Below are 22,806 nucleotides of genomic sequence, written 5' to 3' on the forward strand. Positions count from 1 at the left end.
GCGGAGGCCTAGAGGAGCACATCCATGCGCGTTCTGATGTCGTTCGTCGCGGCCCTTCCCCTGTTTGCGCTCGCCTGCGGCGGGGACTCCGGGGACGGCGCGGGAGATACGGGGAGCGGCGCGGCGAGCGCCGGGTTGCCTTGCGACGTGGACGCGGTGCTGGAGAAGAGCTGCCGCTCCTGCCACGGCGACGCGCCGAAGTACGGGGCGCCCTCGCCGCTCGTGACCCACGCCGATCTGCAAGCAGCCTCGCTGAGCGATCCGTCGCGGAAGCTGTTCGAGCTGGTGCGGGAGCGGATCCACGACGAGGTACGGCCGATGCCGCCGGCGCCGGCCTCTCCGCTCGACGGCGCGAGCGCGAAGGTGATCGACGACTGGGTGGCCGCAGGGGCGAAAGCCGGCAGCGAGAGCTGCGGGGATACGGGAGGCGGGGACGAGGACGTGCCGGCGCTCGGATGCACGCCCGACATGACGATCGCGCCGGCAGCGCCGTACGAGATGCCCAAGGAAGTGGAGGACGAGTACGTGTGCTACGGCGTCGACCTGGAGGTCGGGAGCAAGCGGCACATCATCGGTCACGCGCCGCGCGTGGACAACAGCACCATCGTGCACCACATGCTGCTCTTCCTCGCCGACGCGGCGTATCCCTCCACGCCCCAGCCCTGCGCAGGCGGCAACATGGGGCGGCTGATGGGGGTGTGGGCGCCGGGCGGTGGAGGGATCGAGCTGCCGGAGGAAGCGGGCTTCGCGATCGAGGGGACGGCCCACTTCGTGGTGCAGGTCCACTACAGCAACCTGATGGGCCTGTCGGGGGAGAAGGATGCGTCGGGCTACGCGCTCTGCACGACCGATCAGCTCCGGGCGAACGACGCCGACATCCTGGCCTTCGGCACGAACCAGATCGCCATCCCTCCCAACGGGACGCAGGACGTCACCTGCGGGCTGACCATCCCCTCGTACTTCCCCTCGGTGACGACCATCTCGGGGATGCCCCACATGCACAAGCTCGGGACGCACATCTCCACGACGCTCACGCCGGAAGGCGGAGGGACGGCCGTGGATCTCGGGACGGCCGATCCCTGGAACTTCGATCTGCAGGAGTGGACGAGCGTGCGCACCACGCTGAAGCCCGGCGATCACGTGGAGACCCGCTGCGCCTGGGCCAACCCGACGCCGCAGCAGGTGACCTTCGGCGAGGACACCAGCGACGAGATGTGCTTCGGGTTCGTGATGTACTACCCCAGGATCGAGCACCCGCAGTGGGTGTGGGGGCTGCCCGCGGTGATGTCGTCCTGCACCCCCACGCCCTAGAGACCTGACCAGTCAAGCCGCAAGCCGGAGCTGCTGGTCAACTACCGCCAATCCGAGCTTGCGTGCCTTCGGGTTGTCCCCGTCAAAGAGGCGGTGTCGAAGCTCCCGGAGGAACACGAACACACGCCTCTTGGCGCACCGTTTGACGATCTTTTGCTCCCGCGACGACAGCTCAACCGGCGGCTTCCACAGGGTCGGCATGCACCACCTCCGCCGCCCTTTGAGCAGATGCAAAGGGCGCCGTCGATCCCCTCACGCGGAGGTGCTTGTTCTTGCCTGGCTCTTCGCTGATCAAGTCTCTAGGATCCGGGGCGCGCAGGATCGCGATCAGGAGAGGGTCTTGCGCTGCGCCGAGGCGCGCTTGCCGGCGGGCGCGGGGTACGTGAGGACGATGCGCTTCTCGGGGCGCTCGATGCGCTCGATGCGGCTCGTGACGATGTGCTGCTCGTGGCCGTCGGTGTCCTCGCGCGTGAAGTAGATGGAGGCGCCGACCCGGGGGCCGTCGCAGTCGGGCATGGGGAGGCCGTGCGGTCCGCTGCGCACGGCGCCTTCGAGGCGGAGGTTGATGGCGATGTGGGAGGCGCGGAAGCCGCTCCCCTCGCGGTCCCGCACGGCGACGCAGATGCCGTCGCGTACGTGGTACTCGGTGTTGCGGGTGACGAACACCCGGTGCCTGCGTCGCTCCGGCCCGTGGAAGTCGAACATGGGACAGCTCCTCCTCTCGTGCGTGTCGCCCGCCATGGTGGGCACACGTGGGATGGTGGCAAGGAGGCGCCCGTACGGCCAAGTTCGGAGGCGTTCACGCAGGGACCTGGGCCAAGGGGGCGCGCGCTCGGCACGATCGCGGGTCAATGAGCGAGCGTCGAACGAGCGAGCGTCGAACGAGCGAGCGTCGCCTGGTGGGCCCTGGTCTGTCGAAGAGCCGTCCCCCCTCCATCCTGCGCAGGCGGGTGGTGGAGCTCTGGTCGACCACGGAGGGAGAGGTGCGGGCGCTGTTCGAGGCGGCCGACGTGGTGAGCGAGGGGGCCGCGCGCGTGGAGGGGGACGCGCTCGTGTACTACGGGAGCAGCAGCGTGCTCCTCGTGCCCCCGGATCCGGCGACGATCCGGCAGCTCGGGTACGTCCTCGCCCAGGATCCGCACGCGCGGGTGCGGGCGCTGCGCATCGCACACCGGGAGGCGAGCGCGCGCGCCGGCGGGACGCTGACCCGCGTGCAGGCGGAGATCTCCTTCGGCGAGGGCCCGGGGCAGGTGCGGATGTCGCGAGGGCGGCCCGCGCTGGCGATCGGTGTCGACGTCTCCGCGGTGGTGATCGCTCACGGCGCGAAGGCGCGACATGCGTGACGGCGGATCTCGCGACGGGGACGATCCCCTTGACGCCCGCATGGACGTGGAGAACGGAAAGTTCCCGGTCCCCCGGGACCGGTCGCGCGTGATGAGCAACAAGGAACGACCCAAGTCCGGCACTTCCGACAAGGTGATCCATGTCGTGTTCGGGCCGGGTGGCGGGCGCGTGGCAGCGCCTCACCCGCCGCGGCCGCGGCGCCCGCAGGGAGGACAGGCAGGGGCAGCAGGGTCAGGAGGGCCGGAGGCGCCGGAGCCGCCGTCGAGCAAGGAGCCGCTCTCGGACCTGTTCACGACGAGCGAGGTCGCGAAGCTGCTCGGGGTGTCGGCCGGGCGGCTGCGCACCCTCGACCGCGCGGGGATCGTGGCGCCGAGCGGGCGGCGGAAGGGCCGCCGGGCGTACACGTTCTCGGATCTGATCGCGCTGCGCGCGGCGCGGGATCTGCTGGGGCGCCGGGTGCGGCTGCGCGACGTGGCGCGCGCCATCGAGAACATCGTGACGGCGCTGCCCCGGGTGACGCGGCCGCTCAACGAGCTGCGCATCGTGTCCGACGGACAGGCCGTGGTGGTGCGGAGCGCGGCGGGGTCGTTCGAGCCGCTGACGGGCCAGATGGTCCTCGACTTCGAGGTGAACGAGCTGCGCGACGACGTGGTGCGCGTGCTGCGCCCCCGGGTGGAGAAGGACAGGTCGCGCACGGCTTACGACCTGTACATGCGCGCCAGCCAGCTCGATGAGGACCCGGAGACCATGGACGACGCCGAGGCGCTCTACCGGCGCGCCCTGGAGATCGATCCGTGGCTGGCGATCGCCACGACGAACCTCGGCAACATCTGCTTCCGCCGCGGGGACGAGGCGCAGGCCGAGGTGCTGTACCGGAAGGCGCTGCAGATGGATCCGGAGCAGCCGGAGGCGCAGTACAACCTCGGCTACGTGATGCTCGATCGGGGCCAGGCGCCGGAGGCGATCGCGTTCTTCAAGGGCGCCATCGAGAGCGATCCGCGCTTCGCCGACGCCTACTACAACCTGGCCATGGCCTACGAGCAGGTCGGCGAGTCCGCGAAGGCGCGGCCCTGCTGGCGCAAGTACCTGGAGCTCGAACCGACCGGGACCTGGGCAGAGATCGCGCGCAAGCACCTGTGAGCCACGCATCTCCGCGGCGCCGCAGCGTCGACGCCGGTGGATGAGAACGACGTGCGTCGAGGATTTCTCACGATGCCGTTGATCTCGCGTGGTCGTTGTACCGATACTGCGTGCCCATGAGCATGAATTCTCCGCCTGGCGGCGGCGCGTTTGGCGGCGGTCCGCCTGGTGGCTTTGGTGGCCCGCCGGGTGGCGGCCCGCCTGGTGGCTTTGGTGGTCCTCCTGGTGAAGCGCCTCCGGGTGGGGCGTTCGGAGGTCCGCCTGGACCGCCTGGACCGCCGCCCGGTGGGGCGTTCGGAGGTCCGCCTGGGCCGCCTGGACCGCCTGGACCTCCCGGCGGTGCGTTCGGTGGACCGCCTGGGCCGCCTGGACCTCCCGGGGGATTTGGTGGACCGCCTGGGCCGCCTGGGCCGCCCGGTGGATTCGGTGGACCTCCCGGCGGTGGGCCGCCCGGTGGATTCGGTGGACCTCCCGGCGGTGGGCCGCCCGGGGATCCAGGTGGCTACGGTCCCCCGCCCGGGGGCTTCGGTGGGCCGCCCGGCGGACCGCAAGGGGGAGGCTACGGGCCGCCTCCGGGAGGCTTCGGGGGCCCGCCCGGGGGCTTCGGTGGACCGCCCCAGCAGGGCTTCGGTGGGCCGCCCATGGGTCAGCCGCAGAAGAAGGGGCCCCCGGTGGGGCTCATCGTCGGCCTCGGCTGCGGCGGCATCGTCCTCATCGGGATCATCGTGTCGGTGGTGCTGTTCTTCAAGGCGAAGAGTGCCGCCGAGGAGATCCTGAACTCCCCCGAGATGAAGAGCCTGGGTGATCCCGGCATCGGGGCGCCGTCGGACGGCAGCCTGAAGGCCGAGCTGCGCGACCTCCGGAGCTTCAAGGGCAGCCTGGGTGGGAGCCGCTACTTCGTCGGCGAGATCCACAACACCGGCACGGCGAACATCGGCTTCCCGATGGCCAAGGTGACGCTCTACGACGCCTCCAACACCGCGGTCGAGAGCGGCACCTGCATGAGCGTGGTCCGCGCGCTCAGCCCCGGCGAGAAGGTGCCCTGCACCTTCATGGTCACCGGCAACAAGACCTGGAAGAGCGAGAAGGTCGAGATCACGCCGCAGCGCGCCTTCCTCACGGGCGAGGTGGCGAAGCTCGACATCACCGACGTGAAGTTCACGCCGAAGAAGCAGGCGTACAGCGCGCACGACATCTCGGGCAAGGTCACGAACCAGTCGTCGTTCCTCGCCAAGAACGTGATGGTGATCGTGTCGCTCTACGACAAGGCCGGCAAGATCGTGGGCGCGACCCAGGCGCCAGTCGCCGGCAACAACCTGGCGACGGCCACCTCGGCGCGCTTCGAAGCGAAGATCTTCGACGTCGCCGAGACGCCCGACCGCTGGCAGGTGATCGCCGTCGGCTACAGCGAGTGATCCGGGCCACCGCCGCCGTGGCCACCTCTCCCAAACCGTGTAAGCTGCTCGCTCTGTGAGCGAGCAAGAGTTCTCACGACACCTGGCGTCGCGTGTGGTCGATGCGCTGAGGGCGCGGGCCCGGATCGCGGTGGTCAAGGGGGGCGCGGCAGCGCTGCTGCGCGAGCTTCACCTGGTGATGGTGGAGGACGTCGCGGCGCTGTTCCGGCTGGCGCGCACGGGAGGACGCGCCGCGCTGGCGGAAGGAACCGGGGCGCTCGGGGAGCGCATCGGCCAGACGCTCCGGGACTCCGAGCACGTGGAAGACATCTTCGTCGACGGGCCGACGCTGCGTCAGGAAGCGGCAGAGGCGCTGCGGAAGGCGCTGGAGGAGGCCGTGCGCGCCAGCGCGGCAGCCCAGGCCGAGGCGGCGGCGATGCCGGCTGCCACGACAGAGCGCTCGGGCCTGTCGCCGGTGCAGGTCCGCCTCGACACGCTGGGTTACGTGGCCGCCACGGTGAGCAAGCGGGCCCCGGAGGCGTCGCTCCGCGAGGCGCTGGCGAGGGCTGCGGACGACGTGGGCGGCGCGCTCATGGCGTTCGATGCGGCCGCGCGCGCGGCGTCCTTCGCGCTGGACGAGGACGATCCGGACGCGCGCCTGGAGCTGGAAGAGGCGATCGAGGACGAGCTGAGCGCGTTCGTGCAAGGGGGCCTGGTGGCGCTGCCGACGGTGATCCGGCGGGTGGACCTCGGCAGCCCCGTGGCGCCCGAGGAGCGCGCGACGCTGCGGCGGCGCTTCGATGCGGCCGCCGCGAGGACCCTGCTCCGGAGCGGGTGCGGCGCCGCATGGGAGCTGGAGGACGCGCGGACGCTCAAGGTGACCCTGACCCCGCTCTCGGAGCAGGACGCGCTCCACGCGGACCACCACGTGAGCCTCTTCGCGCGGGAGATCGCGGCGCTGCCGTCGTTCGAGGGGAGCAGGCGCAAGGAAGACGAGCGCGCAGGGAGCGATGTCGACGCCCCCGCGTACGGCGAGTCGGGGTTCGAGAGCGTGGAGGAGACGGTGGTGACGGGCGGGGAGGCCCCGCACGCGCCTGGGTATGGCGCGCCAGAGGCCGAGGAGGCCAAGACGGACGCGACGACCACCGCCACGAGGGCGCCCACGCAACGCGGGGCGCGGAGAGCGTCGGAGAAGGACGAGGGCAAGGGGGCGCCGAAGAACGGTGGGGCGGGATCCGAGGTGGGTCCGGGCAAGCCCGCAACGCGCCCGCGCTGAAGGGCTGAGGGTCCGTCAGGGGGGCTGGCCGTCTGGCGTGGGGCGGGCGGCGGGCGGAAGGCGGGTGGCGCGGTAGACGAGGACCACGGGCACGCCGTCGAGGCCGCCCACGTGGGCAGGGCGGGTGGTGCCGAGGGCGACCCAGGCCTGGTAGGCCTGGTCGAGCATGTGCTGCTCGTGGTGGTAGAGCGCGAAGTCGGCGCCCGCCACGGTGCCGACGCCGCGGATGTCCCTCCGGAGCCGGCCGTCGCGGATCAGCATCTCCCAGGAAGGCCAGAGGGTGTCGTGGATGTAGACCGTCCCGCGCTGCGGCACCTCGGCGTTGAGGTAGTCGACCACGGAGCCGGTGGTGTAGCCCCAGAAGGTGCGGTTCAAGCCGAGCGTCGCCGCGCCGGGCGCGCCGCCCACGAGGGGCGTGTAGGCCGAGAGCGCGAAGGGGTGCGCGTGGAGCGTCTCCACCACGGGGGCCGCGATCACGGCGGCGGCGAGGAGGAGAACCGGTAGAGGGCCCCGGCCGAGGTGCGCGCGCACGGTGTCGCGGCCGGCGCGACGGAGAGCGATCGCGGCGCGCCGGGCGATGGCGGCGAAGGCCGTGCCGGCGAACAGGGCGAGGAACGGGTAGGCCGTCATCCAGTGCTTGGTCCCGCCGAAGATGGGCGTCTTCGGGGAGAGCCAGGCCGCATAGATGGCGGCGATGCCGAGGAACCAGAGCAGCTCGGTGGCGGCAGGATCTGCAGGGGGGCGGCGAGGGCGCGCGATGCGCGACCGGACCCACGCGATGCTGTCGCCGAGGCCGAGGCGCGCGGCGAGGCTGACCAGCGGGAACCCGAGCCGCGTCCGGGCGGCGGAGAGGAGGCCGAGGGCCGCGAGGACCAGGGTGATGGTGGGCACGGTGGCCGCGGTCATCACCGGCGCGTAGGTCCTCGGCATCGGCGGCGTCCAGTAGGTCACGCCGAGGAACTCCATGTTGTAGTAGTCGTGCTGGAGGTGGAACAGCGCGTACTCGCGCAGGCGCGCGAAGGTGTCGCGCCAGATCCACGGCCAGGTCGCGATCAGCACGGGAGGGCCGATCAGCGCCATCGCGCCGAGGGCGGCGAGCGCGCGGCGGCGTGGCTCCTCATGGTCCTCGCGGGTGATGAGGGCGCGGAGCTCGAGGGCGGCGGCGTGGGCACCGCAGACGATGGGCAGGAACCAGGAGTTGTGCTTGGTGTTCAGCGCGATGCCGAAGGTCAGCCCGCAGAGCAGGGGCCAGAGCGTCCCGCCGTCGCGGAGCGAGCGCCAGTAGCAGTAGGCGCACAGCATCCACACGGTGACGACGGGGGCGTCGAAGCAGGCGAGGTGCGCCTGGTAGAAGTACCGCGGCATCATGGCGAAGAGCGCCGCCGCGACGAGCCCCGCGACGCGACCCCGCGCTGCCGCGCCCCAGAGGTAGACCAGCGCGACGCCGAGCCCGGACAGCACCATGGCCGGGAAGCGGTAGCTCGTGCCCGGCATGGCGAAGAGGCCGAGCTTCTTGTGGAGGTAGTGGCTGGAGAGCGCGAAGAGCGACTTGATGAAGGCCGGGTGCTCGTGGTTCACGGACCACGCGGCGTCCACGGCGCGCGGGGCGACGGCGGCGCGCGGGTCCGAGGCGAGGAGCTGGAACCAGGCGGCGTACCGGTCGGCGGCGTTGAAGTAGAACCCTTCGTCGCGCGCGTAGCCGAGGTCTCCCGCGGTGCCGAGGAGGAGGGCCACGAACCCGAGCGCGAGCGCGGCGGCGATGGCTCGGTCCACCCAGGGTGAGCGCGGCGGCTGGGTCATCGGGAGTCCGCCTCGAAGCAGAAGTGACGGTGCTGGTAGTCGCGCGCGCTGACGGCGAACTCCACCTGGGCTTCGGTGGCGCCGGCGTGGGCGCCGAGGGGCATCTCGAACGCGGCCCAGCCATCGCCGTCGCGGTGGGTGGCGCGGCCGATCTCGTCGCCGTTCACCCGGACCGTGAGGGTCACCGGGGCGCCCTTGCGTTCGCGCTCGACGAACCAGGACATGCCGGAGTGGCCGCGGATCACCTGGCCGAGCGGCACGCCGTGGAAGCGGGTGATGATCTCGCCGCGCGCGAAGGGGTGCGACCAGATGCAGCGCCGGGGTCGGAAGTGCTGGTCGGGGATCACCGTGACGCCCACGTTGAAGAAGACGCCGCCGGGGCACTCGAAGCGCGCGGCGGGGAAGGTGGGGTGCCCGCCGAGGCCTCCAGCCACCACGCGGGCGCTCGGGTTCCAGGGGCAGGTCAAGGGCGGCTCGGTGCCGCGGACGTCGACGCGCGCCGGGCGGAGGCCCTCGACGAAGTCGAAGGCCACCCGGGTCGCGGCCGGGTTTTCGAGGCGCCGGACGAGGAACTTGCCGCGCTCCTGGCGGGCGACCTCGCGAAAGCCCGCGAGTTCGTCGGCGTGCTGGCCGAGGATGGAGATCTCGACGGCTGCGGGGTAACGGCTCTCGTCCGGCCTCGCCGCGTCGCGGAGCGGCATGAGCGCATCGCCGAGCGCGCGGCGCGCCAGCGGGTCGGCCCAGGGAGGGGCGACGACCACCAGGTCTCCGGGCTGCTTCAGGGCCTCGACGGGGGCGCGCACGGCAGCCCAGTCGTCGAAGCGGGGGGCGCGGTGGCTGGCGTAGACGTGGCCCCCCAGCTCGGCGAGGCCGAGCACGGGGATGAGCGTGAACCCCCAGCGCGCCCAGCGCCCCCAGCGCATCCAGCGCGTCCGGCTCACGCGGCGGCCTCCCCTGCCCTGCCGCGGAGGCGCGCTTCGCGGCGCCCGAACGCGAGGAGGCCGAGCACCGTCACGGCGCAGAGGATGAGCCCCGCGCCGAGGCCAGGGGGCGTGTAGCGAAGCCTCACCCGCGCGGCGCCCTCCGGCAGCACGAGCGCCACGGAGGCGTCGTGGTTCACCACCCGCCCGTCCTCGGAGTGCCAGCCTTCGTCGTAGTTCATGTTGTACACCAGCAGGTCTCCGGCCCGAGCACCCGTCACCTCCACCGTCGCGGTGTTGAAGGTCCACCCCACGATCTTCGCCTCTCCCCTGCCCTCCACGAACACCTCGCCGCGGTAGGCCGGGTCGCTGGTGGCGCGGGCGCCTTTGCGGCCGAAGGGGGGGGTGCCGTAGCAGTTGATCACCCCGGTGTTGCCGAGCATCGCCGGGTACAAGGGGCCCGCCCAGTCGCGCCGCTTGTACTGGTACGGGGGCTCCTGCGAGAAGCTGAAGGGCTGGCCCTCGCGGATGCGGTCGGGGAGGACCATCCACATCGCGCTGCGCATGGGGAGCTGGGCGACGCGGGCGATGTCCAGGGCCAGGGCGAGGACGGCGAGCGCCGCCACGAGGTCGAGCCAGGGGCGCCGCAGCGCGTGGCGCATGAGGATGCGGCCGAGCGCGGAGGCGGCCACCACGCCGAGGATCAGCGCCGCCGGGTAAAGGAAGCGCGACGGCACGTGCTGGGAGCGGAACACGGGCAAGAAGCGGTGGAGCAGGGTCCACGGCGCGAGCGGGTGGAAGGCGCCGAAGCCGAGCAGGACGAAGAGCAACCCTGCGGCCTTGAGCACCCGCTCCCGCGGCCCGGCGCGGAGGGCGACGCCGACGGCGAGGACGAGGAGCCCAGCCCCGCCGAGGTACATCCCCCACTCGTGCCAGCCGTATGGCGAGACCCGCGCCGGGCGGTCGGAGAAGCCCTGTTGCGGGGAGATGAGCATCTGCACGAAGGCGCCGAGATCCATGGTCTCGGTCGACTCGATGAGCCGCGGGGCCTTGCCGAACCCATCGAGGAGCGGCAAGAGCTTGGGCGCGGAGAGCCCGATGCCCGCGGCGCCCATCACGGCCAGGGTGACCAGCGGGCGCGTCGAGCGCTCGGAGACGGCGAGCCCGGTCGCGTAGAGGCCGAGCAGGAGCGCCGTGTGCGGCAGCGGGTAGATGCCGCCGCTGTAGACCAGCATCGCGAGCGCGCCGGCGCCGAGGGCGAGATCGCGCGCGCGTCGCGGGTGTCGCGGGTATCCGCTGGAGGGGTAGGCGCTCCGGGCACCTTCGTAGAAGGCGAGGCACCAGGGCATCCAGGCGTAGGCGAGGTGCCAGGTGTGGCCCGCGGCGGTCTGCAGGCCGAAGCGGCCGTTCACGGCCCAGAGCGCGATGACGAGGGCCCGGGCGGCGTAGCTCCGCGTGAACCTGCCGGCGAGCACGTAGGCGCCGAGAGCGCCGATCAGCGCCATGCCCAGCGTCTCCAGCCGGAGCGCGACGCTCATGGGCAAGGTGAGGTAGAGCGGCAGCCAGGGGGAGACGAGGAGGGTCGCGCCCTCCACGTAGCCCCACGCCGGGAAGCCCCCGCACGCGAACGGGTTCCACCAGGGAAGCTCGCCGTGCTGGAGGAGCCCGCGCCGCACCAGCTCGCGGTGGGAGGTCTGCACGTCCCAGTCGTGGAACCCGAACGTGCTCCAGGCGCGCAGCCAGGGGGCCATGACCAGAAAGACCGCCGCGAAGAGGACGAGCAGCGCGGTGAGCTGGGCCGCGTGCTGCAGGACGAGGCGGCGGCGGCGAACGCGGTCTGCTTCGGTGGAGCCCTCGGTCACGGGGCGCGGACCATACCACTGCCCCTCACGCTTGCGGCTGTCCGCGCTCTTGGCTGGTCGCCGCGCGCTCGAGGGGGAGCACGCGATCCGCGGCCCACGGCCCGCCCGGGCGCCACGTGAAAACCTTCACATCTGGTGGCCTGAGGTAACCTACCCCTGTGACTGCTCCGGCCCCTAACCCCTCGACGACCCCTGGCTCTTCGCCGCCCGACGCGGGACCCCCTGGCACGCGCACGTCGTCCGGGTTCTTCAAGGTGGCTTCCGCCCACGCCCGGGAGGCGGTCGAGACGGTGTACGCGGCGCGCCTCGCTCCGCCCCTGGACCCCTCACCCGTGGCCCGCCTGGCGTACGGAGCTGGCCTCCCGCTGGCCGTGGCGAGCGCGCTCCTCGCCCACCCCGAAGCCGGCCGCAGGTACCGGCGGGTGTGCTTCACGCAGGCGGCGCTCGTGCTCGGGATCAGCGTCGCCCTCGGCGTGAGCTGGGGCCACGTCACGAAGCTGCTCGGGCTCCTGGGGGAGACGAGGATCCAGATTTCTTCGAGCGGCGACGTGATCCGGCAGAGCGCCAAGGTCACCCTCGATCAGGGGCTCGCCTTCTGGTCGTCGCTCTACGCCACCCTGTGCGCCGTCGAGTGGGCGGTCATCGCGCTCTCGCGGCAGTACCACGACGCCATCGCCCGCGATGCAGCGCTCCTGACCGGCGCGATGCCAGAGGACCCTCCCCTCACCCCGCACGTGAGCGTGGACATCCCCTGGATGTGGACCCGCGGGAAACGCTACCTGCGGGGGTGGATGGTTTTCCTGGCCGGCGTGCCGGCGCTGTCGTTGCTCCTCGTCGTGCCCGGCGTGGGCCGCACGCTCTATGCCATCGCCTCCGCGGTGTGGGGTGTCTACTGGCTGGCGGTGCTCGTCGCTGCCAAGAGCGCCTATGCCTGGAGAGAAGAGGGCACGGCCCCGGCGCCGTGGTTCGTGCGGGGGTGGGACTGGTTGACCAGCTCGGTGCTGCTGTTCCAGTGGGGGTTGCCGCGGCTCTACGGTCAGATGCTGCGGAAGTGGACGCAGCAGGTGTTCTCGCCTGCCGCGCGCTTCGAGCGGTCGCCGTGGGAGCTGTCGGGCGTGGCCATCGCGCGGGTGCTCGGGGGGATCCCCGGCTTCTACCTGCTGGTGCGGCCGCTCATCCCGGTGGCCGCGCAGCACGTGCTGCGGGCCCAGGACGAGCGGTCGTAGGCGATCAGGGCAGCTCCACGGATCAGGGCAGCTCCACGGAGTAGACCAGGGTCCCCTTCGGGCTGCGCAGGGCTCGCTCCTGGATGACCGCGCGCAGGGTCTTCCAGGGGCCATCGCGGTCGACGTAGGCCTCCTTCAGCTTCAGGGCTGCCGCCTTGTCGCCGCGGGCCTTGATGCCGAGCACCTCGCGGGCGAGCTGCTCGACCGCGCCGGGGAACTTGGCCATGTCCATGGTGAAGCAGCCCTTGTCCTTGCCGTTGGCGGCGGCCTCCTCGGCGCGCCAGGTGAGCACGCCCTTCTCCAGGAGCCTCCCGGCCTGGATCGCGGCGAGCTGCGGGTAGGGCTTGGCCTTGCCGTCGGAGGTGGTCATGCCCTGGGAGATCTGCCCGAAAGCCCAGAGCACGTCCCCGGCCAGCGCCCGCTCCGCCGTGGTCTGGTCGATGACGCTCCGGTCCTTGAGCCAGCTCGCGAAATAGAGCGCCGAGGTCTGCGCCTTCAGCTCCTCCAGGGTGGCGGCGAGAGGCCCGCCGAAGGACTCGTCGTCCGTCTTGCCGTTGGCGCGGTACTCGTGGGAGGGGCCGAGGTTGTGCGCCGCCTCGTGCAGCACCGTGCTCATGGTCTGCATCCCGGGCTGGACCGTCAGGAACCGCACGGCGTCGCGGCAGATGAGGGACTCCACCGTGGCGCGGGTCGCGTCGAGGCTGTCCTCGTCCTCGAAGAGGTTGGTCATCGCCACTGTCCGCCCTCGCCCTTCGTTGGCCACCTTGCCCCAGTTGGGCAGGCTCTGCCCCACCGTCGCGCCGGAGGGCGAGCGCGAGTCGCCCGCGTTGATCACGATGTCGATGAAGTCCGGCAGGTGGAACGACACCTTGCGCGCCTTGTAGGGCGCTCCGGCGAGCTTGGCGAGCGCCTCCTCCATCTCGGCCTTGCGCGGGTCGAGCTTGCGCTGCCACTCGAGCGATGCCTGGTTGATGCGGGCAAAGCTCACGTGGAACCCCGCCTTGCGCGAGCAAGGGTCGGCGTACGTCTCGTCCGGGCCGATGCGCAGATACCAGCGCGAGTTCTCGGCGTTCATGCGGGACCAGGCCTCGTCGGCGAGCTCCCAGCGGTTGTCGAGGAACGCCTGCGCCGCCGCCAGGAGGTAGGCTTTGAGCGCGGCCTCGGACGGGCTCTGGATCGCCGCGGCCGCCGCCTTGAGCGCGCCGCTCACGGCGGTCATCTCTTCGCGGTAGGCCTCGGTGTAGGGTACGGCCTGTAGCTTGTTGCCGCCTCCGGGGGCCTCGGTCACCACCGTGAAGGGGCTGAGGAGCGTCGCCTGGTCGGGCCGCTTCTCCAGCGCCTCGCAGAACTTGCCGCCTTGCTGCAGCGATGCCGGGTACATCCCGGCGATGCGCGGGGGCCGCGAAGGCAGGGCGCTGCAGTCCGGGTTCTGCTCGGTGCGCGGCTGCGCGCACCAGGGGCCCTGGTTGCGAAAGAACAGCGTGCGGCTCGCCGGATCGACACCGGCCAGGTCCGCGGCGAGTCCCGCCGCGCCGCGCTGCTTCAGGTAAATGCGCTCGATCGTCGCGGCTGCCGTGAGCACCTGCCGCACGAGCGCCTGGTCCTCTGCAGATGCCTGGCGCAGGTCGGTGCGCACGAGCGAGGGGCGCCCCTGCGCGAGTTCCTGCTCCACGGCCTCGCGACGTCGCCGCTCGGCATCCGGGAGGCCGGCGCGGTCCAGCCCCTTCTCGTGCACCCGCGCGATGGCGGTGTAGGCGTCGCGGAACCGCTGGGTGAAGCGACCCCCCTCCACCCACTGCGGAGGAGCGCCGCGCGTCCACAGGCCGACCACCTGGGAGGGCTCCACCTTCCCCGGCGAGGCGCTGTCCGAGACCCAGAAGAGCGGCAGATCAAGTTCCTGAGCGATCTCGTTGAAGGGGAGCCGCGGGACCGCGTTCAGCGGCGCCTCCGCGGTGGCGGGCCCCGGCGCCGGAGCGCTCACTGCCGTGTCGGGCGGCGGATCTGGCGCGGGGGGCACCTCGGGCGGCGAGGTGGGCGTGCAAGCCGCAGCGGTGAGGGTGGAGAGGGCCACGAGGGTGGAGCACCCGCGGGTGAGGAGACCTTGAAAGGCACGCAACTGGCGCATCGCGCGCATCGTTGCCGTCTCCACGGCGCGGGCGCAAGGTTCCGCGGCGCGGGCGCAAGGTTCCGCGACGCGGGCGCAAGGTTCCGCGACGCGGGCGCAAGGTTCCGCGACGCGGGCGGAAGGTGAAGAGGCACCGTGGTACGCTCCCGACGAATGAGCACGGAAGCCCCTTCCTTCGAGCCCTTGCTCCAGTTCTGGCTCGGCGACCCTGGTGGCGATCCGCTGGCCAACTCCAGGCGGTGGTTCGCGACCGATCCCGCCTTCGATGCGGAGGTGCGCGAGCGCTTCGGTGCGCTGCTGGCACACGGAGAACGGGGCGCGCTCGAGTCCTGGCGCGCGACGCCACGGGGATCCCTCGCCTACGTGATCTTGCACGACCAGATCCCGCGCAACGTCTTCCGGGGTACCCGCGGCGCGTTCAAGCTCGACGCGCGCGCCCTGGAAGCGACGCGGGTGGCGATGGCGCGCGGCTTCGAGGACGCGCTAGGGCCGATTGAGCGCTGGTTCCTGTACATGCCCCTGATGCACGCCGAGGATCTCGACTGCCAGGAGCGGTGCGTGGAGGCGTTCACCCGCCTCGCGCACGAGACCACGGGCCCCGTGCAGGAGGCCGTACGTCAGAGCCTCGGGTTCGCCGAGCACCACCGCGCGATCATCGCGCGCTTCGGGCGCTTCCCGCACCGGAACACCAGCCTCGGGCGCACCTTCACCGCCGAGGAGCTGGAATTCTTGCAAGCGGAAGGCGCAGTTCCCTAGACACGCGGCAGACGCGCGGCAGACGCGCGGCGCGGGCGCGCCTCGACCTGCGGAGCACCGTTCGCGAGGAGGTGGCTCAAGGTGCAGGCGGGGGCAGCGCTCCGTCGGCAGGAGCCACGCCGACCGCGACCGCAGGATAGGCGGGGTCTTCGTCCACGCGCTGGTTCGCGAAGAGCAGCGAGAGGCCGGCGTGGGTGGTGACCCACGGGGCCGAGGCGAGGACGCTGGCGCTGCCTCCGAAGACCGGGGCGATGGCGCGAGAGAGCGGCGCGTCATTTCCGGCACCGTCGAGGAAACGCGCGGCGAGCCCGATGGTGGCCCGCCCGGCGCGGCTCGTCGCGGCGTGATAGACGCGGAGGATTGGCCTCCCCGTCGCGGAGATGGCGAGCGCGGGCGCCGGTGCTCCCACCCCGGCATCGTCGTACGGCGACTCCTCCCCTTCTTCGGCAGGCGGGGAAGGCGCGAGGGCGGGAGCGTTCCCGAGGCGCTCCCACTGGATGCCGTCCGCCGATCGGGCCTCACCGATGGCCATGCCCGAGGGCAGCGCCACCTCGTAGAACATCCGGAACGATCCCTCGGGGAGGCGCACGACCCCCGGCGCGGCGGGGACCACCCCCTGCTCCCAGCCCCCCGGCGCAGCGACGAGGACGGGGCCCTCCTCGCGCGTGAAGGCGAGGCCATCGCTGCTGCGCGCGAGCCCGATCCCGCCCGCGGCGGCGTAGTAGAGCCATACCTCCCCCTCGACGCGCAGCGCCGAGGGGGCCCCCACGGAATCTCCCTCCCACGCAGCCTCCGGCTCCAGCACCACCGTGGCGCGACGTCCGAAGGACCGCCCGTCCTCTGCCTGGTGGTGGACCACGGCATTCGGCGGCGCTGCGGGATCGGCCGTCTCTCCTTCGGGCACCCGGGTGGCGGAGAAGTAGCCGCTCGCGACCGCCGTGCCGGGATCTCCGTCGGCGTCGACCACCGACGGGTCGCGGGTGAAGCTCGTGTCGTCGTTGATGGTGAAGGGAGCGACGCGCGTGGCCCCGAGCTCTTCCTGGGCGATGGCGCGGAACGGGCCGGCCGCGGCATTCGGCAGCGCGTCATCACCCGGGCTCGTGGAGGGCAGCGTCGCACAGCCGGCGAGCGCCACGACGAAGGAGCAGACGGCGATCCGAGGTGACTTCACGGTGGAAGGATACCCTGACCGCGGCTCAGGAAGGCGTCCGCGGTGAGGCGGCACTGGCTGCGGGATCGGCGGCCATCCTCGTGGCCCGCGCCTCCACCCGGAGCGCGGCGAGGCGCCCCAGCGCGCCAGCGAGCGCCGGGTACACCCCCGCGAAGACCTCGCGGTAGAGCCGGTCGTAGATTGCCTGCTGCGGGCCCGGGGTGAACGTGGCGCCTCGCGAGGTCATCGCGTCGACCGCCGCCCCGAGGTCCGGAAAGAGCCCGGCTGCCCACGCTGCCAGGATCCCTGCGCCCAGCGCGCTCGCCTCGCTCGCGCCCGCCCTCACCACCGGCTTGCCAGTGACGTCGGCGAGGATCTGGCACCACAGATCGCTCCGCGATCCACCGCCCATCACCAGCAGCTCGTCGATGGCCCCCGACGCGGCCTCCACAGCTTCCGTGTGGAGCCGCTGCTCCAGCGCAATCCCCTCCAGGATCGCGCGGTAGAGGTGCGCCGGAGCGTGGCCGCCGTGCCACCCGAGGGTGATGCCGGTCGCGCCATCGTCCCAGTAGGGGTTCATCACGCCGTTCCAGTACGGGACGAGCAGGAGCCCATCGGCCCCGGGTGGCAACCCTCGCGCCTCGCGCTCCAGGCCCCCGAGCACCGCCTCCGCATCGCCTGCCGCGCGCCCGAGGAGCCGCTCCACCAGCCAGGAGAGCGTGAACGTGCCTCCCTTGAGATCGGTCTCCAGGAGGTAAGCGCCCGGCGTCGCCGCGTACATGGTGCGGAAGGCGCGATCGATGCGGTAGGCGGGCGACACCACCCCGGACACGATGGCCGTGCCCAGGTTGAGGTATGCCGCGCCGGGCCCGCGGAGTCCGGCCCCGAGGGCAGCAGCCTGGCCATCGCCGGCGCCTGCCACCACCGGCACACCCTCGGGGAGCCCGAGCCTCGCGGCGGCATCCGCGCTGAGACCGGCGATGACGTCTCCGGGCGCGCACAGCGCCGGGAGCTGGTCGCGCACGAGCCCTGCGAGCGCCAGCAGCTCCGGCGAAAACGCGCCGGCCTCCATGTCCATCAACCCCAGCGGATCCGCGCTCGCCCGGGAGGTCGCGACCCGGCCCGTGAGGCGCCACGAGAGCAGCGCATGGACGTCGAGCACGCGCGGAGAGCGCGCGCGGAGCGACGGCGCGCCGCGACCGAGCAGGAACAGGAGCTTGTAGAGCGACGGCGTCGTGCACGGAGGCTTGCCGCTCACCGCGTGCAGCCGCGCCTCGCCGAGGACCCGCACCGCCTCGGCCACCTCTGGCCTGCAGCGGGCGTCCATCCACACCAGCGCGGCATGCAAGGGTACGCCGTGCTCGTCGGTGACCACGAAGGTCTCCCGCTGGTGGGTGATCCCCAGTGCCCTCACCCGCAGCGATCCGTCAGCGCCGAGGCCCGCGACGGCTTCGCGCGTGGCCGCGGTGGTCGCCTCCCACCAGGCCTCCGCGTCCTGCTCCCAGGCATCGGGCCCCGGGTTCATGAGCGCGATCGGCGCCCGGCCCGTGCTCACGGCCCGCCCCGCGGCATCCCAGGCGATGACCTTGCAGGCCGTGGTGCTGCAGTCGATCCCGAGGACGACCGCGTCGTCGCGCTGCGCGCTGCTCAACGAGCTGCCCGGAGCGCTGTCCAGCGCGCTGCCCCCCATCCCCCGGTCCACCATGACGCGCCTCCTATCCTGCGAAGAACCGCTCGAACGGCATCTCGAGAGGCGCCCCGTCCAGCGCCACCGCCATCATCTGTCGGAGGAGCGGCAGCTCCCCGGGCTGCAGCTCCCCGCGCGCCTCGTAGACCGCCAGGCCCTTGCGCATCACCGCGAGGATCTCCAGGCACTCGAGGGTGGCGCCCTCCATCCGCTCGATCGACGCCGCGACCCCGAGGCCGAGGCCGAGCCATCGCCCGAAGCGCCCCGTGCGCCCGCCGTTCATGGTCACGTCGAGATCCCCGACTCCCGGCAGCCCGGTCACGGTCAGCGGATCGCCGCCGAGGAGCGCCACGATGCGCATCATCTCCCGGATGGCCTGAGCGAAGACCGCCGACTCCCAGTTGTGCATGGCCACGCTCCCGGGGGCGCCGCCGGCCTTCTCGTGGAGCCCCGCGCCGAAGGCGACTCCCATGGCGTAGGCATTCTTCAGCGCGGCGCACACCTCGGCGCCCACCACGTCGGCGCAGGGGAACACGTGGTAGTAAGGTCCGCGCAGCACCTCGGTGAGCCGCGCCAGCGTGGCCGCGTCGCGCCCCGTGACCACCACGCAAGTCGGCACGCGCCGCGCCAGCTCCCCGGCGATGCAGGGCCCGGCGATGGCCGCAGGCACCACCGCCCTCCGCACCGCCTCGGGCAGCCCTCGCTGGACCGCGTCGGGCAGCACGGCGAGGCGCCCCTCGTGGAGCCAGAGGCCCTTCGTGATCATCACGATCGGCACCTCTGGCCGCGCGAAGGGCGCGATGGTCTCGGTCGCCCAGCCGATGCCCGCCGAACTCACCCCGAACACCACGAGCTCCGCCCCCTCCATCGCCGCAGGCAGCTCCTCCGCCGCGTAGGGCCGGATGGCGGCGGGCAGCTCGAGCCGCAGCGTGGGGTGGACATGCCTCTCCTTGAGGCTGTCGATGATCGCGGTGTCGAGGTGGGTCCCCACGAGGCGGACGTCGTGACCACGGTCGACGAGCGGCACGCAGAGCGCGCTGCCCATCATGCCCGCGCCGAGAACGGTGATGGTGGCCATGGCGGCGGGAGGGTAGCGCACTGCGTGCCCCAAATCAGGGCCCCACCGCGCGACGGCGCGGAGACGTGCCTACGGATCCACGTAGTCCACACCGGAGATGACGGCCTCGACCTCGGCCTCGAGCGGTGATCCATCATCCATGAACCCGGTGGCCCAGAGCCTGACGCGGTGCCCGACGTGGGCGTGTGCGTCGGTGGTGTTCAGGAAAGCCGTGAGGCCAGCGGCCAGGCGCCAGCCGTTCACCTCGTCGAGGACCTCGAAGCTCTGGATCCCGCCCTGAGGGGTCAGCGCTTCGCCCGTGTCCAGGTCCTCGACGCCGTAGGTCAGCACCATCTCCGGCCCGCACGAGCCGCAGCGGACGCTGATCCAGATGTGGTAGCCCCCCTGTCGACCCCCGATGATGGCGAGGGGAGCCCCGGGCTGCACGGGCTCGAAGTCATCCTCTCCGCTCCCCACCTCGAACGCTCCGGGGTCGGCTGGCTCGAAATCCCCGGCTCCCATCGCGTCCGCCTCGACGTTGCCGCACGCTGCCGAGAGCAGGAGCAAGAAGGGGATGCAGGAGCGCAGCGTCGCGGTGGAGGTCGGGTGCGTGGGGGGCATGGGCGCAGGACGGGAGGCGGAGGCCCCCACCAGCGTCGTCACTATGCAGCAGGCACGCCAGGAATGTGACCGCTCCGAGGCACCGCTTCATGCCTCCGCAGGCGCCAGCAAGCGATGATGTGAAGGGATCTCGCCGGAGAGGCTGACAGAGATGCCGTGCGTAGAGACGTGCACGGCGCCCTGGGCTCACGCGGGCTGGGGCTCGTTCGGGGCCTGGAAGAAGCCCGAGTCGAAGGGGTCACCGCCGCTGTCGAACGTGCTTCCACTGTCGAACGGGTCTGTCCCGCTGTCGAACGGGTCACTGCCATCCTGTCCGCTGTCGAACGGGTCTGTCCCGCTGTCGATGGGACCCGAGTCGGGGATGATGACGCCGCCGTCGAGTCCGATCACCGGACCGCGGGGCGCGGGCTCGCAGCCCCATGCCGCCGCGGTCCCCAGCGCTGCCAGCACCACCACCAGGCAACGCGCGACCCTCGTGACCGTCACTCCGCCGTGTCGTTCGTCGCTCATTCCACGCCCAGTTTACCGCCAGGATGCAGGTGTGCGAGGCAGGCGAACCCTGAATTCGTCGAGGCAATCTCCCTCCGTCCCCGTACGCCTCTGCCCGCTTTCGGCAGCATCACGACGGCATGCGCAGGTATCGAGCGCGTGCGGGCCCTGCTACGAGGCGCTCATGACGCAGCCCTCGCCACCTCCGCCATCTTCGCCCCACACGGCGACCACGCCCGCGCTCCGCACCGCCACGCTCTTCGTGGAAGGTGGCGGCCTCCGGGGCGCCTTCAGTGCGGGCGCGCTGGCGGAGCTGTCGCGGCCCGGCGGACCGCGCTTCGACGACGTGGTGGCGGTGTCCTCGGGCGCCCCCACCGCGGCGTACATGGTGGCGGGGCAGATCGACGACGGTCTGCGCATCTGGGAGGACTACACCCATGGCACCCAGCTCATCTCGCCCCTCAACTGGCTGCGCGCCTCACCCCTCATGGACATCGAGCGCCTCGTCGGGGTCTTTGCGCGGGTCGTACCTCTCGACGCGGGGCGCCTCCGCGACGCGCACGCGGCGCTCTGGATCGTGGTCACCAACTGCCACACCGGACGCGCCGAGTACGTGCGCGCGACCCCGGAGAACACGCTCGGATTGCTCCAGGCCACCATGGCCATCCCCATCGCTTACGGCAGGGTCGTGCCGGTCGGCGGGATCCCCTACATCGACGGCGGCGTCGCCGACGCCATCCCCGCGCACCACGCCCTCTCGCTGAAGCGTGATCTCACCGTGGCGGTGCTCACCCGCCCGCGCGGCTACCGCCGCACGAACCAGCCAGCCCTCACCTACGCCATGGGCCGGACTTACCCAAGCCACCCGGAGATCGGCCGCACCCTCTCGACACGCTGGAAGGCCTCGAACAACGCGCTGGAGCTCATCGAGGATCTCGAACGCAGGGGCGAGATGGCGGTCATCCGTCCTCCGGGCCCGCTGCCCGCGGGTCGTCTCAGCACCCGGCGGGAAGACATCCTCGCGACCATCGAGGCCGGGCGAGAAGCCGCACGGACCTGGCTACGAACCCTGGTTCGGCGCTGACGGACCTCATGGATCCGGTACGCTCGTTCGATCGTGCGCGTGAGGCCCTCCAGACGGAGGCGCCCGTCCCGCGCCGATCACGTCAGGAGGCACCATGACCACGACCGTCGCCCGCCGAAGATTTCTGCAAGGCTCCCTGGCCATCGCGGTGGTCGGGTTCGATCGCGGTCGCGAGAGCTGGGCCAGCGGCCCGGGAAGCGCGAACGTCGTGGCCATCCCGCAGCTCGATGGCCAGCTCTTGATGAACCCCGCAGTGCTGGCCGCCGCGGCCGACGACTACGGCCACATCGTCCACCGCACCCCGCTCGCCGTCCTCGTGCCCGGGTCCATGAAGGACATCGTCAAGCTCGTCACCTTCGCCCGCCTCCACGGGATCCAGGTCGCCGCGGCGCGCGGCGTGGGCGAGAGCCACAGCACTGCCGGGCAGGCGCAGGTCGCCGCCGGGGTGGTGATCGACATGTCGGCGCTCGCGACCATCCACGAGATCAACGGGAACGACGCCCTGGTCGACGCGGGGGTCAGGTGGATCGACCTGCTCGAAGCGACCTTGCCCCGCGGCAAGAGCCCGCCGACGCTCACCGACTACATCGAGCTCAGCGTCGGCGGCACGCTCTCGGTCGGCGGCGTTGGCGGTCAGGCCTTCCGCCACGGGCTCCAGGTGGACAACATCCTCGAACTCCAGGTGGTCACCGGAAGCGGCGCGCTCGTCACCTGCTCCCCCTGGCAAAACCCTCTCCTCTGGAACGCGGTGCGCGCCGGCCTCGGCCAGTTCGGGATCATCGTCCGGGCGCGGGTCCGCCTGGTCCCCGTCAAGCCACGGGTCCGGGTCTACAGCGCGACCTACACCGACCTCGCGGCTCTCACCGCCGATCAGGAGCTGCTCATCGAGGATGGCCGCTTCGATTACGTCGAAGGCTCCGCCTCGGCAGATGGGAGCGGCGGCTGGATCTACGCGCTGGAGGCCGCCTCGTATTTCAACCCGGGGAGCCCCCCGAACAACACCGCCAAGCTCGCAGGCCTTCGCTTCGATCCTGGCACGAGCGCCACCGTCGACCAGAGCTACTTCGACTTCGCCAACCGGCTCGCGCCGACCATCGCCTTCCTGGAGCAGATCGGGGTGTGGCAGCTCCCCCATCCGTGGCTGAACCTGTTCCTGCCCGGGCCCGAGGCGCCAGCGTTCATGCAAGCCGTGCTCGACGCCACGACCCTGGACGACACGGGCCAGGGCCCGATCGTGTTCTATCCGTTCAAGCGTGCGCTCCTCGGCGCGCCGTTCGCGCGGGTGCCGGACACACCGCACGTCTTCATCTTCTCGCTCCTCCGCACCGCGATCCCGGCAACCCCGGAGCACGTCACGGATCTCATCGCCCAGAACCGACAGATCTATGAGGAAGCCCGCGCCATTGGCGGCAAGCGCTACCCCATCGACTCGGTGCCCATGAGCCCCGCGGACTGGGAGGCGCAGATCCATCCCCTCTTCCCGCAGTTCTCGCTCGCGAAGCTCCTCTTCGATCCGCTGCACGTACTCACCCCCGGGCAGAAGATTTTCACGTAGAGGTGCCGG

At 71.8% G+C, this 22,806-nt stretch carries 20 protein-coding genes; 9 read left to right on the plus strand and 11 right to left on the minus strand.

Annotated features, from left to right (window positions below; all coding sequences use genetic code 11):
- The first annotated feature begins 24 nt into the window (after positions 1–24).
- The gene (locus CAP_RS31145) at positions 25–1,311 is read left to right on the plus strand and encodes a monooxygenase (RefSeq protein ID WP_081865451.1); all 1,287 of its coding nucleotides are present in this window, start codon (positions 25–27) and stop codon (positions 1,309–1,311) included.
- Positions 1,312–1,323: 12 nt separating this feature from the next.
- Here the strand turns inward: CAP_RS31145 and CAP_RS52735 are convergent, their stop codons facing one another.
- Both CAP_RS52735 and CAP_RS31155 read right to left on the minus strand, forming a co-directional pair.
- A complete protein-coding gene (locus CAP_RS52735) occupies positions 1,324–1,512 on the minus strand; it encodes a hypothetical protein (protein ID WP_044247477.1) in 189 nt (62 codons plus the stop codon).
- 126 nt (positions 1,513–1,638) lie between these two features.
- Positions 1,639–2,016 carry a hypothetical protein gene (locus CAP_RS31155; RefSeq protein ID WP_156041306.1) on the minus strand — a complete coding sequence of 126 codons (378 nt, stop codon included), beginning with the start codon at positions 2,014–2,016 and terminating at the stop codon, positions 1,639–1,641.
- Positions 2,017–2,162: 146 nt separating this feature from the next.
- On the opposite strand from CAP_RS31155, the gene CAP_RS31160 reads away from it, so the two are divergent.
- The 4 genes from CAP_RS31160 (at position 2,163) to CAP_RS31175 (ending at position 6,465) form a co-directional block, all read left to right on the plus strand.
- Positions 2,163–2,654, plus strand: a complete 492-nt coding sequence (locus CAP_RS31160) for a hypothetical protein (RefSeq protein WP_044247479.1) — start codon at positions 2,163–2,165, stop codon at positions 2,652–2,654.
- Between the two features lie 91 nt (positions 2,655–2,745).
- Positions 2,746–3,795, plus strand: coding sequence for a tetratricopeptide repeat protein (locus CAP_RS31165; protein ID WP_044247545.1), 1,050 nt, complete (start codon positions 2,746–2,748; stop codon positions 3,793–3,795).
- A 641-nt stretch (positions 3,796–4,436) separates the two neighbouring features.
- On the plus strand, positions 4,437–5,210 hold the full coding sequence (locus CAP_RS31170) for an FxLYD domain-containing protein (RefSeq protein ID WP_044247481.1): 774 nt from the start codon (positions 4,437–4,439) through the stop codon (positions 5,208–5,210).
- A 55-nt stretch (positions 5,211–5,265) separates the two neighbouring features.
- Positions 5,266–6,465, plus strand: coding sequence for a hypothetical protein (locus CAP_RS31175; RefSeq protein ID WP_156041307.1), 1,200 nt, complete (start codon positions 5,266–5,268; stop codon positions 6,463–6,465).
- 15 nt (positions 6,466–6,480) lie between these two features.
- Here the strand turns inward: CAP_RS31175 and CAP_RS31180 are convergent, their stop codons facing one another.
- Genes CAP_RS31180 through CAP_RS31190 form a run of 3 tightly spaced genes read right to left on the minus strand, consistent with a single transcriptional unit; the run spans position 6,481 to position 11,047 of the window.
- Complete coding sequence (locus CAP_RS31180) at positions 6,481–8,265, minus strand: ArnT family glycosyltransferase (protein WP_044247484.1); 1,785 nt, start codon at positions 8,263–8,265, stop codon at positions 6,481–6,483.
- On the minus strand, positions 8,262–9,206 hold the full coding sequence (locus CAP_RS31185) for a hypothetical protein (protein ID WP_231511782.1): 945 nt from the start codon (positions 9,204–9,206) through the stop codon (positions 8,262–8,264). The genes CAP_RS31180 and CAP_RS31185 overlap by 4 nt, the downstream gene beginning before the upstream one ends.
- Positions 9,203–11,047 (minus strand): putative glycosyltransferase family protein, encoded by a 1,845-nt coding sequence (locus CAP_RS31190; RefSeq protein WP_044247487.1) that lies wholly within the window; start codon positions 11,045–11,047, stop codon positions 9,203–9,205. Before CAP_RS31190 ends, CAP_RS31185 begins: the two co-directional genes overlap by 4 nt.
- 158 nt (positions 11,048–11,205) lie before the next feature.
- On the opposite strand from CAP_RS31190, the gene CAP_RS31195 reads away from it, so the two are divergent.
- Positions 11,206–12,273, plus strand: a complete 1,068-nt coding sequence (locus CAP_RS31195) for a hypothetical protein (RefSeq protein WP_197041436.1) — start codon at positions 11,206–11,208, stop codon at positions 12,271–12,273.
- A gap of 22 nt (positions 12,274–12,295) precedes the next feature.
- On the opposite strand, the gene CAP_RS31200 is transcribed toward CAP_RS31195, so the two are convergent.
- On the minus strand, positions 12,296–14,398 hold the full coding sequence (locus CAP_RS31200) for a hypothetical protein (protein WP_231511783.1): 2,103 nt from the start codon (positions 14,396–14,398) through the stop codon (positions 12,296–12,298).
- A 153-nt stretch (positions 14,399–14,551) separates the two neighbouring features.
- Here CAP_RS31200 and CAP_RS31205 point away from each other — a divergent pair, with 153 nt between their 5' ends.
- Positions 14,552–15,154, plus strand: coding sequence for a DUF924 family protein (locus CAP_RS31205; protein ID WP_044247488.1), 603 nt, complete (start codon positions 14,552–14,554; stop codon positions 15,152–15,154).
- A gap of 76 nt (positions 15,155–15,230) precedes the next feature.
- On the opposite strand, the gene CAP_RS31210 is transcribed toward CAP_RS31205, so the two are convergent.
- The 5 genes from CAP_RS31210 to CAP_RS52740 all read right to left on the minus strand — a co-directional run bounded on the left by CAP_RS31210 (position 15,231) and on the right by CAP_RS52740 (position 20,179).
- A complete protein-coding gene (locus CAP_RS31210; protein ID WP_156041309.1) occupies positions 15,231–16,325 on the minus strand; it encodes a glycoside hydrolase family protein in 1,095 nt (364 codons plus the stop codon).
- A gap of 25 nt (positions 16,326–16,350) precedes the next feature.
- A complete protein-coding gene (locus CAP_RS31215; protein WP_063748782.1) occupies positions 16,351–18,009 on the minus strand; it encodes an FGGY-family carbohydrate kinase in 1,659 nt (552 codons plus the stop codon).
- 10 nt (positions 18,010–18,019) lie between these two features.
- Complete coding sequence (locus CAP_RS31220; RefSeq protein ID WP_044247490.1) at positions 18,020–19,069, minus strand: NAD(P)H-dependent glycerol-3-phosphate dehydrogenase; 1,050 nt, start codon at positions 19,067–19,069, stop codon at positions 18,020–18,022.
- 69 nt (positions 19,070–19,138) lie between these two features.
- Positions 19,139–19,669: a hypothetical protein gene (locus CAP_RS31225; protein ID WP_044247492.1), complete on the minus strand. Its 531-nt coding sequence runs from the start codon at positions 19,667–19,669 to the stop codon at positions 19,139–19,141.
- Between the two features lie 186 nt (positions 19,670–19,855).
- Positions 19,856–20,179, minus strand: coding sequence for a hypothetical protein (locus tag CAP_RS52740; RefSeq protein ID WP_197041437.1), 324 nt, complete (start codon positions 20,177–20,179; stop codon positions 19,856–19,858).
- A gap of 163 nt (positions 20,180–20,342) precedes the next feature.
- Between CAP_RS52740 and CAP_RS52745 the strand changes: the two genes are divergently transcribed.
- Both CAP_RS52745 and CAP_RS31240 read left to right on the plus strand, forming a co-directional pair.
- On the plus strand, positions 20,343–21,242 hold the full coding sequence (locus tag CAP_RS52745; RefSeq protein ID WP_044247500.1) for a patatin-like phospholipase family protein: 900 nt from the start codon (positions 20,343–20,345) through the stop codon (positions 21,240–21,242).
- Between the two features lie 94 nt (positions 21,243–21,336).
- Entirely contained in the window at positions 21,337–22,797 is a 1,461-nt protein-coding gene (locus tag CAP_RS31240) for an FAD-binding protein (RefSeq protein WP_044247501.1), read from the plus strand.
- The last annotated feature ends 9 nt before the right edge of the window (positions 22,798–22,806 follow it).

The sequence above is a fragment of the Chondromyces apiculatus DSM 436 genome (genome assembly GCF_000601485.1).
Classification (GTDB): domain Bacteria; phylum Myxococcota_A; class Polyangia; order Polyangiales; family Polyangiaceae; genus Chondromyces; species Chondromyces apiculatus.

Coding starts and splice junctions, on each gene's coding strand:
- CAP_RS31215 (WP_063748782.1), bottom strand. CDS start 18,009: ATGGTGGACCGGGGGATGGGGGGCAGCGCGCTGGACAGCGCTCCGGGC.
- CAP_RS31180 (WP_044247484.1), bottom strand. CDS start 8,265: ATGACCCAGCCGCCGCGCTCACCCTGGGTGGACCGAGCCATCGCCGCC.
- CAP_RS31160 (WP_044247479.1), top strand. CDS start 2,163: ATGAGCGAGCGTCGAACGAGCGAGCGTCGAACGAGCGAGCGTCGCCTG.
- CAP_RS31205 (WP_044247488.1), top strand. CDS start 14,552: ATGAGCACGGAAGCCCCTTCCTTCGAGCCCTTGCTCCAGTTCTGGCTC.
- CAP_RS31240 (WP_044247501.1), top strand. CDS start 21,337: ATGACCACGACCGTCGCCCGCCGAAGATTTCTGCAAGGCTCCCTGGCC.
- CAP_RS31200 (WP_231511783.1), bottom strand. CDS start 14,398: ATGCGCCAGTTGCGTGCCTTTCAAGGTCTCCTCACCCGCGGGTGCTCC.
- CAP_RS31170 (WP_044247481.1), top strand. CDS start 4,437: ATGGGTCAGCCGCAGAAGAAGGGGCCCCCGGTGGGGCTCATCGTCGGC.
- CAP_RS31145 (WP_081865451.1), top strand. CDS start 25: ATGCGCGTTCTGATGTCGTTCGTCGCGGCCCTTCCCCTGTTTGCGCTC.
- CAP_RS31165 (WP_044247545.1), top strand. CDS start 2,746: ATGAGCAACAAGGAACGACCCAAGTCCGGCACTTCCGACAAGGTGATC.
- CAP_RS52745 (WP_044247500.1), top strand. CDS start 20,343: ATGACGCAGCCCTCGCCACCTCCGCCATCTTCGCCCCACACGGCGACC.
- CAP_RS31225 (WP_044247492.1), bottom strand. CDS start 19,669: ATGCCCCCCACGCACCCGACCTCCACCGCGACGCTGCGCTCCTGCATC.
- CAP_RS52735 (WP_044247477.1), bottom strand. CDS start 1,512: ATGCCGACCCTGTGGAAGCCGCCGGTTGAGCTGTCGTCGCGGGAGCAA.
- CAP_RS31220 (WP_044247490.1), bottom strand. CDS start 19,069: ATGGCCACCATCACCGTTCTCGGCGCGGGCATGATGGGCAGCGCGCTC.
- CAP_RS52740 (WP_197041437.1), bottom strand. CDS start 20,179: ATGAGCGACGAACGACACGGCGGAGTGACGGTCACGAGGGTCGCGCGT.
- CAP_RS31155 (WP_156041306.1), bottom strand. CDS start 2,016: ATGTTCGACTTCCACGGGCCGGAGCGACGCAGGCACCGGGTGTTCGTC.